We start from the raw sequence: 13,133 nt of genomic DNA, 5'->3' as shown, positions 1-13,133 counted from the left end.
AAAGGAAGAAGTCCATGCTCGAAGCTCTCTCTATTTCCCTGAACAAAGCGGCCGTGCTCGGGTTTGTCATCTACATCCTGGGGGCTGCCGTGCTGTTCGGCCTGTTCCAGTTCATCTACACTCGCGTCACCCCGCACAAGGAGTTCGAGCTGATCCGTGCGAACAACGTGGCGGCGGCGGTCGCGCTGGGCGGTGCGATTATCGGTTTCGCGATTCCGGCCAGCAATGTGATCGCGTACTCGATCAACCTCCTCGACTTCGCCGTCTGGGCGGTGATCGCAGCCGTCGTCCAGCTGTTGGCGTTTCTGCTGACCAGCCTGGTGCTCAAAGGCACGTCCGAGCGCATCAAGAACGGCGAGCTCGCGGCCGGTATCTACGTGGCCGCCGTCGCCATCAGCGTCGGCATGTTGAATGCCGCGTGCATGACGCCTACCCAGAACTGATTGCGCACGGAGCCTTTGATGAAACGAAGCAAGTATGTTCAGCTGTCGCTGGCTGCGTCGGTCGCCATGGCGATATCCGGTTGTGGGCCGACGGAAAAAACCTACGATTTGCAGAAGAAGTACAACTTCCAGTCGGTTCAGCAATGCGCCGATGAAAAGCTCCCGGTGGACGTCTGCTCGGACGCCTACATGACGGCCATGGCTGAGCACCGCCGCATTGCGCCGGTGTACGACAGCCAGGCCGATTGCGATGCCGACTTTGTCGCCGACTGGTGCCAGCAGGACTCCACCGGCAAGTTCATCCCCAGGCTGGGCGGTTTCGAACTGACCGCCGCGGGCCAGGTGACACAGTCCCAGGTCGACGCTGCCAACGCCCAAGTGGCTGGCGCGCAAGCGAGCGGTGGCGGCTCCGGCTTCTCCACCAGCAGCCTGCTGACCGGGCTGCTGATCGGCAACATGCTGAGCAACAACCGCAACAGCTACAGCTCCGAGCCGGTGTATCGCTATCGCGATGATCGCGGCAACTACGCCTCCTCGACGCTCAATCAGCGCGTGTCCAATGGGGCCACATTCGGCCGCTCGAACCAGGCCCGGTACGGCAGCAGCAACTACTCGAACACGCTGCGCTCTTCGAGCAAGCCGGTGTCCGTTGCATCGTCCACCTCCCGTGGCGGTTTTGGCAGCAAGGCCAGCGCACGCAGCGGCTGGGGCGGCGGCGGGTCGAGCAGTTAAGGAAATCTGGCCATGAAGAAGATCCATTGCGCAGAGCGTCATGACTGGAAACAGACGGCCGAAAGCCTCGGCTTTCTGTTCCATACCATTGACGACGAACCCTACTGGGACGAGCGCGCGTATTACCAGTTCACGCTCAAGCAAATCGAGCAAGACCTCGAAGACCCGACCACCGAGATCCATGACATGTGCATTGACCTCGTGGCCCGCGTGGTCCACAGCGAAGAGCTGCTCGGGCGCCTGAGCATTCCCGCAGCCTTCTTCGACATGATCCGAACCTCATGGCTCGAAGGGCACCCGCACTTGTATGGGCGCATGGACTTCTCCTACAACGGCGCCGGGCCGGCCAAGTTGCTGGAGCTCAACTACGACACACCGACCAGCTTGTATGAAGCGGCGGCGTTCCAGTGGGGCTGGTTGGAACAATGCATCGAGCGCGGCTTGCTGCCCAAGCATGCCGACCAGTTCAACAGCATCGACACCAAACTGCACCAGGCTTTCGCCCAGTTGCAGGTCAAGCAGCCGTTCTACTTCGCCTCGATGAAAGACTCGGTCGAAGACAAAGGCACCACCGATTACCTGCGCCTGGTCGCGGAAACAGTCGGCATCGAATCGCGCCACATCGACATTGAAGACATCGGCCTGACCAGTGAAGGCCGTTTCGTCGATCTCGAAGATCGCTGGATTCCCCACCTGTTCAAACTGCACGCCTGGGAATTCATCTTCCACGAGCCTTTTGGTGCGGCGATCGCCCAGAGTGACACGCAGTTTTTCGAGCCCGCCTGGAAATCCATCCTCTCTAACAAAGGCATCCTGCCGCTGTTGTGGGAGTTCAACAAAGGCCACCCGAATCTGCTCGCGTCCCACCTGGATACCGACCCCGGCAAGGCCGTGCCGAAGGGCTGGGTGCGCAAGCCGTTCTTCTCGCGGGAAGGCGCGAATATTGAGCTGCAAACGACTGACGGCCTGATCGTGAAAGAGGACGGGCCTTACACGGATGCGCCGTTTATCCTTCAAGAGTTTGCGCCGCTGCCACGGTTTGGCGACAGCTACACACTGATTGGCTCTTGGGTGATTGGCGATCAGGCCGCAGGCATCGGCGTGCGGGAGGACAATAGTCTGATTACCAAGGATTCGAGCCGGTTTTTGCCGCACTTGATACTGGACTGAGCACATCCGCTGGGGTACGAATGATCAGCGGCGGGCAGCCAGGGTTTCCAGGCCGCAGAGGAGGGTGTCGACGTAGAACGTGAAGCTGTCATTCAGCGCCGCGTCGACACCATTTTGCCAACGCAGGCTGAAGCCGCGATTGCTCAATTGGTCCATGTTCTGCGCGAGCGTGGGGTGTTGCTCCGCGTCGACGGCCCGCAGGTTTTCCTGCACCTGGCGCTGCCAGGCAGCGGTGTTCTCCGGCAGGGGGGCGAACTCCAGTGTGGTGAACCCGGCGAGGGCGGCGATAAAGGAGTTATAGGCCCCAGCCAGGGAAGGGCCGCTGAAACCGGCCTGTTGCAACGCGGCCAACACGCCTTCGACCAACTTGAAATCCGTGCTGGCGTTGGACACCAATTGCGAACCTAGCAGTGGTGCGATATTCGGATGCCGGCGTACCGCGTCATGGCAGTTGACCATCGCTGCACGCAGATAATCCTGCCAGCGTTCCTGAGGGTCGGGGGCTACATGTTCCAGGACTTTGGCCAGCACTTCGCTTAACAACAACTCCCGCGACGAGACATACCAATAGATGGCCGTCGGGTATACGCCCAGGCTGCCGGCCAGGTTGCGCAGGCTGCATTTCTCCAGACCCTCGCGGTCGATCAGCGCCAATGCGGCGCTGATGATGGTGTCTTTGTTGAGTGGGTTTTTGGCCTCTTCGCCAGCGGCTTTTTTACGCCTGCCGCGTGGGTTTGCCGTTTTGCTGGTCATGGTCAGGGCTCCGGTTAAGCGACGGCGAAAGGATAGCGGTTCACCGATTCGCTGTCGCTCTTCCGGGGGGTGGCGTCAGTGGCCTGCGTAGCGCTCGACGAACAACTGCGTGGCCGTCACCAGTCGGTTCAGTTCGTGCTCGGTCAGGGGTAGGCTCAGCGCAAACAACCCGCGTCGCGCACTGTAGATCCCAGATTCGAGCAGGTGAAAGAAGAACAGATCACGCAGGTGGTTCTGGCCCGTCGGAATATCCGCGGGGCGCCTGATCGGCAAGCCGCTGGGATGCAGGTTCATCACCGAACCTTGTCCGGTAAATTGCATCGATACAGGTGCCAGCACCGCATTGAGTTGCTCGCGCAGCCGGTCGCCACGGGCGTTGAGTTTCAAGGCTGCGTCGCGGGTATACACCTGCTCCAATCCCGCGATCCCCGCCGCCATGGTCAGCACATTGTTGTTGAATGTGCCGGCATGGGAGAGGCCGCCACGCCGAGGGTCAAACAGCGCCATGATCTCCTGCCGGCCGCCGAGTACGCCGCACGGCATGCCGCCGCCGAGGTACTTGCCCAGGGTGATCAGGTCGGGCGTGATCGCGAGTTTTTCCTGCAGGCCACCGGGGCCCAGGCGTGAGGTCATCACTTCGTCGAAGATCAGCAGCGTGCCATGGGCCTGGCTCCGCTCCCGCAACCCTTGGAGAAAACCTGGCGCGGCGCAGATACATCCACCCGCACCCAACATGGGCTCCACCAGGATTGCCGCAATGTCGACCTGTTCATGCAGCAGCCTCTCCACGCTGCCCAGGTCGTTATAGTCGGCCAGGTACACCCGGTGCGGCACATTCATCGGCGTGTGCGCCCCGGCAAAACTCAACACGCCACCGTGATAGCCGCCGTTGAAGGCGATGACACCACTGCGCCCGGTGTAGGCTTTTGCCGCCGCCAGCGCGAGTAAATTCGCCTCGGTGCCGGAGTTGGTAAAGCGCACCTGCTCGATACAAGCGAAGCGCTCCACAATCAACGTCGCCAGGCGCGCCTCCCACTCCGTGTGGGCACTCAGGTTCAAACCGTTTGCCATGGCGGTCGCCAGGGCATGGGTGATGATCGGGTGGGAGTGCCCATACAGCGCTGCGGTGTATTCGGCCAGGAAGTCGACGTAGCGATGCCCGTCCAGGTCATCAAGAAAACACCCGCTGCCTCCCTTCATCACCAGTGGGAAGGGTTCATAAAACAACACCGACCGCGTATTCCCGCCAGGCATCACCCGCGCCGCCCAATCCAACTGGCGGGCGCTGTTGGGGTTGGCGCGAATGTAGCGTTGGATGCAGCGCTCAAGCTCAAGCATTCCAGGCATCACTCACCCCCTTCTTCGACGCGGCGCGTTTCGGATACACCAGCATCAACAGCGCAAACCACGCCGCCGCCACATAAAACGCCGCGCGCGTCTCCGGGTCGCGGATCACCAGCACCGTCAGCACGCCTAGGTAACCTAGCACCAGCACACTGCTGACCTGGGGCCAGGGCAGGCGATAGTGCACCTCCTTCAATTCGTTGCGCCGCACCTTGCGGCGATAGGCCATATGCGCCGTGATAATCACCACCCACACCCAAATCAGCAGGCCCAGGATTCCGGTCATCAACAGGCTGAAAATGCTCTCCGGGATCCAGTAGTTGAGCAGCACGCCGACCAGCAAAATCGCGGTCGATACCATCAAGCAGCGGGCCGGCACCTGGCGTGGGCTCAACACCTGCAGCTGGCGGGGCGCTTGCTGAAGATGCGACAGCGCAAACAACATCCGGCTGGTGGCAAACAGCCCGGTATTACACGAAGACGCCAATGCACTGATCACCACAAAATTGATAAGCCCGGCGGCCATCCCCAGCCCGATACTGTCGAACACCATCACAAACGGGCTTTGCGCCGTATCGATCTGATTCCACGGATACAGCGCCATGATCACCGCCGTCGACCCGAGATAAAAAATCGCCATGCGCCACAGGATGCTGTTGATTGCACGCGGCAACGTACGCTGCGGCTGCGCCGTTTCCGCCGCCACCAAACCCACCACCTCAACCCCCGCAAAGGTAAACGCGGCGACAGGTACCGCGAACCAAAAGCCACTCCAGCCATTCGGAAAAAAGCCAGCATGCCGCCAGAGATTGGCCACCGAAGGTGCCGTCTGCGCCGAGGTTTCCAACCCAAACAACAGAATTACCAACCCCGCTACAATCAGCCCGACAATCGTCAACACCTTGATCAACGCCAGCCAGAACTCCACCTCGCCAAACGTCTTAACCGCAAACAGATTGATCACCATCAACACGCCCACGGTGACCAACGCGGGAATCCACTGCGGCAAATCCGGGTACCAATACTTCATCAACAAACCAATCCCGGTGACCTCCAGCACCCCCACCAGAATCCAGATCATCCAATACGACCACCCCGTGATAAACGCTACCCGCGGCCCCAGAAACTCCTCCGCGTAGGTCGCAAACGACCCACTGCTGGGCCGATACAACGACAACTCCCCCAGTGCCCGCGCAATCAGATAAACCATCCCCCCACACAACGCATACGCCAGCAACAACGCTGGCCCCGCTGTGGCAATCGCCTTGCCCGAGCCCAAAAACAAACCGGCCCCGATAATCCCGCCAATCGCAATCAGCATTACATGACGCTCCTTGAGCGACCGCGCCAGGCCATGGTTGGAAGAGTGAAGCGGTGTTGTAGTCATCAGCATTCCCCGAGCTGCATTGCGCAGCAGTGGTTGACATGAATCCGGCTCAGGCCGGTTTTATTGTACGGTGTGCAATAAGCAGGTTTTGGGCCAGCGCGGAAGGGAGGCGTGGGTATCGGAGTTAAACGGTTTGTTTAGATATGCGTGTAGGACGTTTCGTCTGGCGTTTATCGGGAAGGGCAAGGCGGGCAAGTGTCACCAGAGAACACAGGTGGGTGGGCGGAACACAGGGGCGAAAATGCGCTGATTTTCAAGGGCCAGCAGGGCGGGTCGCTTTCATTTGCGGGACGTTTCCGAGAGAATCCCAAGCGCATTGCGCCAGCGGGGATGGGTGACTAGGCTGCGGTTTGTCACTGCTTATTCAGTGACCGGGTTTAGTCGCCCGGATTCGATTGGCGCATTAGCAACTCATGAGTCAGGCACCCCTTCGCCTGCACCTTATGGTGGCTGTGCGCAGGGCACCTCCGGGTGCGCCGGGCCCAATCGACCGGTCGACTAACCTGCGTACAGCTGCCGCCTTTTGTTTAGTCGCAGGAAGTGGCAGCTCCAAATTATCGATTGGAGATTTGCTATGGGTAACGTTGTTTCTGATTCGTCGTCGGTCACCAAGCCATTTGTCGTAAATGAAGAACTGAGCTTTGAGGACGCCTGGGTGCGGGTTGCGGAGTTGCTGCAGTGCGCGGTGGTGACGTCGCAGGGGCTCGGAGAGCCGCTGGGTGCGCCGCAGAGGTTGGTGGAAATGGCGAAGATGGTGGCGGATCGGGCGGTGGAGTGTTTGCAGCCGAGGTGACGTGACATAGGTATTTGGTCAGCAATATGCTGGTCAAATGCCGTCCCGGCCAGCATGTTTTAGTCTCGTGCCTATGTCGTCATTTACCGTTTTTTTCGACACGTTTTTCCTTCATGTCGCTATTGGCGACATATCAATATCCCATCGAATTTGAGCACCAGCCTGCTGCCCAATTTCGCATCTCGCCAGAATGACGTGCAACGGTGTTAGAGTCCCGAAATTCCACCTCATCAAGGATGTGCCACTTGCCCATAAAAACGGATGTTTGGACCGTCGGTGTTGCGCCGAACAAGCTCCCTGTAAGTCGGTTGGTCAGTGAGCAGCTGCTTGAGGACATGATCCTCAACTCACCTGGCATTCTCTCAGAGGAGTGGATGCTGATAGGCAAGCAAGAAAAAACTAGCTCAGGTGGGCGCATTGACCTGCTGGCGATAGCCCCCGATGGCAACCTTGTGCTGGTTGAACTCAAACGCGACCGTACCCCTCGGGACGTTGTTGCTCAGACACTCGATTATGCTGCGTGGGTTCAAGGTTTACAGCCTAATGAGATAGGTGCGATTTACGAGCGATTCCGGCCAGGAAATACCCTGTACGCTGACTTTTTAACTCGTTTCGGACGAGTTTTAGACGATGACGAACTAAATCAAAGCCATCAATTGGTCATCGTTGCGACGGAGTTAGACGCCAGCAGCGAGCGGATTGTTGAATACCTCAGCAAACGAGATATTCCGATCAACGTGCTGTGCTTTCAAATTTTCCAAATGGGCGAGCAGCAGCTGTTGAGTCGGTCCTGGCTACTCGATCCCGTTCAGACTCAAGTGAATGCGGTATCGGTGAGCGAGGGGCATAACGAGCCTTGGAACGGTGAGTTCTATTGCTCGTTTGGAGATTCGGCTTCTCGCTCATGGGAGGATGCCAGGGAGTTTGGCTTTATTTCAGGTGGCGGCGGCGCTTGGTATAGCAGAACGTTGCAGTTGCTTTCGCCAGGTGATCGTGTGTGGGTGAACATTCCGCAGCAGGGTTATGTTGGCGTTGGAAGGGTGCGTGGAAAGTCGACCCCCGCAGACGAATTCACCGTAACAGTGAACGGTGAGGAGCGCCCTGTGCTGGAGGTTGCCAAGCGTGCAAATTATCACGCTGAGTTTGTGGATGACCCGGAACGGTGTGATTACTTTGTGTCGGTTGAGTGGTTGGATACGGTGCCTGTGAGCCAAGCTGTGCGGGAGACTGGGATGTTTGGTAATCAGAATACGATTTGCAGGCCAAGGACACAGAAGTGGCGGTGGACGATTGAGCGGTTGAAGGAGAGGTTTGCTGATTTTGATGAGATTGTTGCGAGTATGTTGTAGCGATGCGTACGGGGCTGAAAATGCGGTTCAGCACGCATTAAAAAGCCGGCTTGTGGGCGGCGTTATTTTTGATATTTTCCTAGGTTTTACTGGGTTTTGCAGAGAGATTTTATTCTGTCCCCCCACTTATCCCCCCATTTGCGTGCTGCGTAGTCAGGTGATCGACGCATCCACGTCGCTAAAAGTTGACTGGTGGTTGCCTTCTCTTCTCTCATTTAATAACAAGCTGCTACGATGCGGTCGGCAAAAGAAGCAGGCGATAGCCGCTGCAGGGAGGCGTTGTGACTATTTCCATCTGTGACGTGAAAGACGTGCTCCAAGCTCGCTCACTCAGAAATCCATCGCTTGATGCGCTGAACCCGAACGACCAGTCCTATCGCGCGCTTTTACTCCAGCCTGCCGGTCCAATATTAGCCGATAATTCCCGCATCGGTCCGCTCGACCTCGAGTTCGCCGACAAGCAGGCGACGAAGTTCCTAGAGCTTGCCACAGCGAAGGGACACCATCTCGTTGTAACCCCGGAGTACTACCTTCCCATAGCGACTCTGCTGAAGTGTGCTCAAGGCGCTACTTTCCCTGCCGTCGGAGCCCTTTGGGTTCTGGGGTGTGAAAGCATGACGCCCGTACAGGTCGAGAAGTTTAAGGTCGACTGTGCTGGGCACTGCGATGTGATCTTCGAGGAAGATACAGCGGCGGCCATTCAGGGTGTCTATTACGATCCTGTCGCGTACTGCTTCGTTACGAATGACGCCGAGGGAAAAGACCGGCGCGTGATTATCTTGCAGTTCAAGACGATTTCTTCGAGGGATCTGCACTTCTTCGAAAACAAAAACCTTCGCTGCGGTAACGTCATCTATCAATTCAAGGGTACGGATGAAGAGCTCTCACTCGCAACCATCATCTGCTCCGACGCCTTTAATGTATCCCCCGACGAAGCTGTACGCAGGAAACTTTCGCGTAACGCAACGCTGCTACACATTCAGCTGAACCCGAAGCCTAAGCACACCGGCTACATGCGCTATCGCGTCGATACGTTCAGCAAAAATAAGGACCTAAACAACTGCGACATCGTCTGCCTGAATTGGGCAGAAAACATGGTCCAAGTTGATGAGCCCGGCGGCAAAAGCGAGGCATGGAAGAACGAGAGCGGGTCCGCTTGGTACATCTCGGAACATCGTTGTTCATCGAACGACGATGAGGTTGAGAATAATGAAAAGTGTGGTCTTTATTTCTCGCGCCACGTTAACCAGCGGCACGTGCTCCACTTTCACTTCGGTGCAGCTGCGTTTGAATTGACGGTTGCTAAGGTTGTTCACCTCGGTCTCCGAGTCCACGACAACCATCTCGGACCTAAGATGGATGTTCGGTACACCTGGCAGGATGATCAGCAAGTCTGGGTACCGAACGCAGAAAACCCCGATCCGGGCCTGTCAGATCTCTTCGCACTTTCGTCTGATGTTGCGTCGGCTTTTTCAAGCCTGACAACGGTGAATAGCCGACTTCAGGTGGAGCGTGCTATTGCGCTTTCATGCGGCCTCTCGAAATGCAAGGAAACTTGGTTCAAGGCTGCCGACCTTGATGCGTGCAAACTGGGGGAGGACGAAGTTGTGCGACGCGTGACGCTCGCTCTGGACCGCGATGAGGCAGCGCGCAGTGCACGCGAAAACAGCATCAAAAAAGTTGCGGCTCTCAACAAAATCTTGGCCACGAAGAAGCTACCTCCTCAGATTCACGACCTAGGTGGTGGTGGAGCTCAAATCATGTGGCGGCCAGACTTGCCGCACGTGAACGTCTTCAAAGATGGGAAACAGCCAGCCTTGGTCGCTTATTTAGGGATGGATCCGAGCTCCGAGACCATTAAAAACGTAGGTGACGCTGCATTTGAGTTGCTGCGCCGTGAGAACAACAATGACCACAAGCACCGCATCGCGGTCTGCTATCACACGATAGATGGGCAAGCCGAGTTCGCACCAATTTCCAAGCTCACTGACATCACCCATGGAGGCGGCAGTGCCACCTCCATTGTGGAGGGGGACTAAATGTTGGAACTTCAGTCGGTTCGAGAGAAAGTCTTCGCACTGCTCGGTGATGTAAAGAACATCGATGACACGGTCGTACGAGGCGAGCGCCGCCACGAAGGCAGGTGCTACGCCATTGCCTATGTGGACCTTGCCGATAATGTGGTCGGTCGTGCTCGCGAACTTTATGACTTTCAGGAGCGAGTCCTCGGCGACGACTTCTTCGGCACGCCTGGCGACTTGCGATGGAACAAGTACCTTTACATCGTTGCCGGCCCGAAATCGCTACGCGATGGCGGTTTTGAAAAAGCGAAGGCGACGATTGAGTCGGACAAAGAGTACGCACGCAAGCGTGTCGTCTCTGAAGAAGAGCTTGAAGAGTTGCTTGGCGCGTCTCAGCATTTCATACCAAACAACGCTGGCAAGGACTTCAACGTCGTTAGTGAATGGGAGAAGCGCCTCGCCGCTGCTGATTTGGATGAATTGCTTGATCGGCCTACACGAAGGGACGTCGTTGAGCGCATCGGCACTCGCTCAGCCAAACGCGTGCCCGTTGCAGACAAGACCCTGACGCTAAATCCATCAGACGCGGCGCTTGCTCAGAAGTGGCTTACATCTATTGCCATTGATCGGTTCCGTCCAGTCCACGATGGGAAATCGTACACATTTGGCCAGGTAACTCTCATTGTTGGGGCCAACGGCACCGGCAAGACATCTCTGCTTGAAGCTATCGAGTACTTCTACTGTGGGTACAACCGTAGGCAGGGGAATGCAATCACTCCGATAATCTCCGGTTCTCTGGTCGGCAGCATTGAGCCGCTGTTAGCCTCCACGGACGCTGGACGAATCAGGGCGCGCTGTTTCAGTTGGTATAATCGGGATGAGCGATTTGCGAAGTCGATTCTGAGTGCGTTCACTCGATACAACTTTCTCGATACAGATGCGGCCTTCAGAATCTCAACAGAATTAGAGCCATCAGAAATACCAAGTGATTTGAGCCGCTTACTCGTCGGTGCGGACGCCTCAATGATTTGGGACTATCTCGGCAAGATTTCGCCTGAGGTCGAAACCGCCCACGAGCGTTCAATTATTCGAGTCGACGAGAGTCGGCAGATGCTCGAGATTGCTCAGAAGGAGCTTGAGGATGCCCAGAGTCGCCCCTCTAACGGCAAAACTCTCACAGATGCGTTCCGCGTCGCCTTGGATGGGCTTAGTTGGAAAGCTCCAAGAGTTACAGCGCCCCTAGCTACTGAGGAAGAAGCAAAGGGCCTCTCGGAGGCGCTCGGCCATCTACAATCTGTACTTGCGGCAGATTCAGCCGCAGTGTCTATACATGCAATTTCGGTGCGTAGAACAGAGCTCAACCAGGCACTTGCCAAAGCCCTTCCGCTCGAAGCTGAGCGAAAACGATACACGCAAAAAATAAGTCGGCTGGTTGATGAGGTAACGGTAAGCGAAAATGCGTCTGAAACCCTAGACCGTTGGTTAACTTACGTGAATAGTGGCTTCGCCGTCGCCTATGCTCGCGGCACGAAGGCCAAAGCAGCGGTCGAAATCGCACAGCGCAGGCTTGGGCTGTTCGCGACTAGCGATATACCTGAGGTACCTCAAGGATATGCAGCCGTATCGCTGGAGTCCGCAATTCGCGGCGCAAACTTGGATGTTCGGGACAGCAGTGATCAAGTGATCGATTTGGAGAATCTGTCTGACAGTTTTGGAAAGGCAGCATCTGCACGAGCGCAAGCTGCACGCCAACTACGAGCCGCTGCTGCTGCATCGTTCGACGCAGGCCATCCGGAAGATGAATGTCCCATTTGCCGGGCCAAATATTTGCCTCAGGAATTGGCCGTTCTCGTCGATCAAATTACCCACACACTAGAAGAGACAAACGAGCTCACAGAGGTTACTTCTAAACTTGCCGAAGCTCAGGAAAAACTCGATTCTTTTCAAGAGAAGGTCCGCTTCTTCGAGCTGCTGCAGCGAATGGCAAACGCCTTTGACCTAGCACCAGATGTTCTCTGCGCTGAGGTTCCCGCTCGACTGGTAAAGTTAAAATTTGAGTTGGCGAGTGCTGAACAAGAACTTACCGCCGCCAGAATGGACTGGAAGCAACTCGCCAATTCCGAATTAACGATCAGCGAGCACGATGACCTTCGGAGCGCTGTAACCTCTTTTCTGCTCTCGCCCGAATCAGAGTTCGATACGGCGGCTATCGATGAAGCACGAATCACGTTTCGCGAAGCTGCTGCTGCAACCCGGAAAATTCAAACTCAGAATTTCGAGGGGCACAATCACGTAGAAAAACAGCTTTCTGATCTCAGTAAGGCTGTCTGTGTCGGAGGTTGGAAGACCCGCGCTCAACACGACGCTGGTATAGAGTCTCTCGTTATTATGCAAGGTGAAATCGAATCGATTCAGAGCCGAATTGATGCTTTGCAAGGCCTTATGGATATAGACGGCAGCAAGCTTATCGCTGAGTTAAGTATGGGCGTCGTTGGCGCCATTCGAACCCATTCTGAGGCGATTGAGGCCGTCAAAATTGAAAGCATGGCATCAAGCAATATTTCCATACTTGTTGAGCGCGTTGAGCAATTAAACCAGCAGCTGAAACGAGGTTCTGAAAAGGCGGAAAACTATCTGGTCGCCAAAGAAACTTTGGAACTGCTCCGCAATGAGTGCTCTCTTGAGCATGCAACGCAAGAGTCGTTGGGTGCCATCAGCTCGCAGATTAATGAAATTTTCAGTCGTATTCATGCTCCACACGAGTACGAGTATGTTGGTAAGGGAGAGGCACTCCTTCAGACATGTACCTCGCACGAGATACGTACGCTTGAGCAAATAAGCACCGGGCAGCGTGCAGCCTTCGCGCTATCTGTATTCTTGTCGATGAACCGCAACGCGACCAAGGCACCTCCAGTCCTTCTGATTGACGACCCTATCGCACATATCGACGATTTGAACGCACTGTCCTTCCTCGACTACCTACGCGATTTGGCTGTGAACTCCAATCGACAGATTTTCTTTGCTACAGCAGATACTCGAATCGCGTCGCTCTTTGCTCGGAAATTTAGCTTTCTAGGTGAATCGTTTCGGAGCATTCAGCTAGAGCGTGGGATGGCTGCTGGTTAGGGGCGATTCAGCCTG

The 13,133-nt window shown here is 56.3% G+C and carries 10 protein-coding genes; 7 read left to right on the top strand and 3 right to left on the bottom strand.

Features of this window, described 5'->3' with window-relative positions; translation table 11 throughout:
• Window positions 1-14: 14 nt before the first annotated feature.
• The 3 genes from DK870_RS08615 to DK870_RS08605 are packed head-to-tail and all read left to right on the top strand — an operon-like array spanning window position 15 to window position 2,345.
• Entirely contained in the window at window positions 15-443 is a 429-nt protein-coding gene (locus DK870_RS08615; protein WP_161548457.1) for a DUF350 domain-containing protein, read from the top strand.
• Window positions 444-461: 18 nt separating this feature from the next.
• Window positions 462-1,175: a DUF1190 domain-containing protein gene (locus tag DK870_RS08610; RefSeq protein WP_060755234.1), complete on the top strand. Its 714-nt coding sequence runs from the start codon at window positions 462-464 to the stop codon at window positions 1,173-1,175.
• A gap of 12 nt (window positions 1,176-1,187) precedes the next feature.
• The gene (locus DK870_RS08605) at window positions 1,188-2,345 is read left to right on the top strand and encodes a glutathionylspermidine synthase family protein (RefSeq protein ID WP_161548456.1); all 1,158 of its coding nucleotides are present in this window, start codon (window positions 1,188-1,190) and stop codon (window positions 2,343-2,345) included.
• Window positions 2,346-2,369: 24 nt separating this feature from the next.
• Here the strand turns inward: DK870_RS08605 and DK870_RS08600 are convergent, their stop codons facing one another.
• The 3 genes from DK870_RS08600 to DK870_RS08590 form a co-directional block, all read right to left on the bottom strand.
• The gene (locus tag DK870_RS08600; RefSeq protein ID WP_161548455.1) at window positions 2,370-3,098 is read right to left on the bottom strand and encodes a TetR/AcrR family transcriptional regulator C-terminal domain-containing protein; all 729 of its coding nucleotides are present in this window, start codon (window positions 3,096-3,098) and stop codon (window positions 2,370-2,372) included.
• Between the two features lie 75 nt (window positions 3,099-3,173).
• Window positions 3,174-4,445 (bottom strand): aspartate aminotransferase family protein, encoded by a 1,272-nt coding sequence (locus tag DK870_RS08595; RefSeq protein WP_161548454.1) that lies wholly within the window; start codon window positions 4,443-4,445, stop codon window positions 3,174-3,176.
• Window positions 4,429-5,829 carry an amino acid permease gene (locus DK870_RS08590; protein WP_161548453.1) on the bottom strand — a complete coding sequence of 467 codons (1,401 nt, stop codon included), beginning with the start codon at window positions 5,827-5,829 and terminating at the stop codon, window positions 4,429-4,431. The genes DK870_RS08595 and DK870_RS08590 overlap by 17 nt, the downstream gene beginning before the upstream one ends.
• Before the next feature lie 574 nt (window positions 5,830-6,403).
• Here DK870_RS08590 and DK870_RS08585 point away from each other — a divergent pair.
• The 4 genes from DK870_RS08585 to DK870_RS08570 all read left to right on the top strand — a co-directional run bounded on the left by DK870_RS08585 (window position 6,404) and on the right by DK870_RS08570 (window position 13,118).
• A complete protein-coding gene (locus tag DK870_RS08585) occupies window positions 6,404-6,622 on the top strand; it encodes a hypothetical protein (RefSeq protein ID WP_060755230.1) in 219 nt (72 codons plus the stop codon).
• A gap of 245 nt (window positions 6,623-6,867) precedes the next feature.
• Window positions 6,868-7,971: an endonuclease NucS domain-containing protein gene (locus DK870_RS08580; protein WP_161548452.1), complete on the top strand. Its 1,104-nt coding sequence runs from the start codon at window positions 6,868-6,870 to the stop codon at window positions 7,969-7,971.
• A gap of 281 nt (window positions 7,972-8,252) precedes the next feature.
• Window positions 8,253-10,010, top strand: coding sequence for a hypothetical protein (locus DK870_RS08575; protein ID WP_161548451.1), 1,758 nt, complete (start codon window positions 8,253-8,255; stop codon window positions 10,008-10,010).
• Window positions 10,011-13,118 (top strand): AAA family ATPase, encoded by a 3,108-nt coding sequence (locus tag DK870_RS08570; protein WP_161548450.1) that lies wholly within the window; start codon window positions 10,011-10,013, stop codon window positions 13,116-13,118.
• Window positions 13,119-13,133: the final 15 nt, after the last annotated feature.

This window comes from Pseudomonas sp. Q1 (genome assembly GCF_009935975.1).
In the GTDB taxonomy this organism is placed as follows: Bacteria; Pseudomonadota; Gammaproteobacteria; order Pseudomonadales; family Pseudomonadaceae; genus Aquipseudomonas; species Aquipseudomonas palleroniana.
This window is presented reverse-complemented; position numbering and strand designations above follow the sequence as displayed.

Bases quoted from the DNA above. Each gene is read 5' to 3' on its own strand.
- DK870_RS08615 (WP_161548457.1), top strand. From the start codon at position 15: ATGCTCGAAGCTCTCTCTATTTCCCTGAACAAAGCGGCCGTGCTCGGG.
- DK870_RS08610 (WP_060755234.1), top strand. From the start codon at position 462: ATGAAACGAAGCAAGTATGTTCAGCTGTCGCTGGCTGCGTCGGTCGCC.
- DK870_RS08605 (WP_161548456.1), top strand. From the start codon at position 1,188: ATGAAGAAGATCCATTGCGCAGAGCGTCATGACTGGAAACAGACGGCC.
- DK870_RS08600 (WP_161548455.1), bottom strand. From the start codon at position 3,098: ATGACCAGCAAAACGGCAAACCCACGCGGCAGGCGTAAAAAAGCCGCT.
- DK870_RS08595 (WP_161548454.1), bottom strand. From the start codon at position 4,445: ATGCCTGGAATGCTTGAGCTTGAGCGCTGCATCCAACGCTACATTCGC.
- DK870_RS08590 (WP_161548453.1), bottom strand. From the start codon at position 5,829: ATGACTACAACACCGCTTCACTCTTCCAACCATGGCCTGGCGCGGTCG.
- DK870_RS08585 (WP_060755230.1), top strand. From the start codon at position 6,404: ATGGGTAACGTTGTTTCTGATTCGTCGTCGGTCACCAAGCCATTTGTC.
- DK870_RS08570 (WP_161548450.1), top strand. From the start codon at position 10,011: ATGTTGGAACTTCAGTCGGTTCGAGAGAAAGTCTTCGCACTGCTCGGT.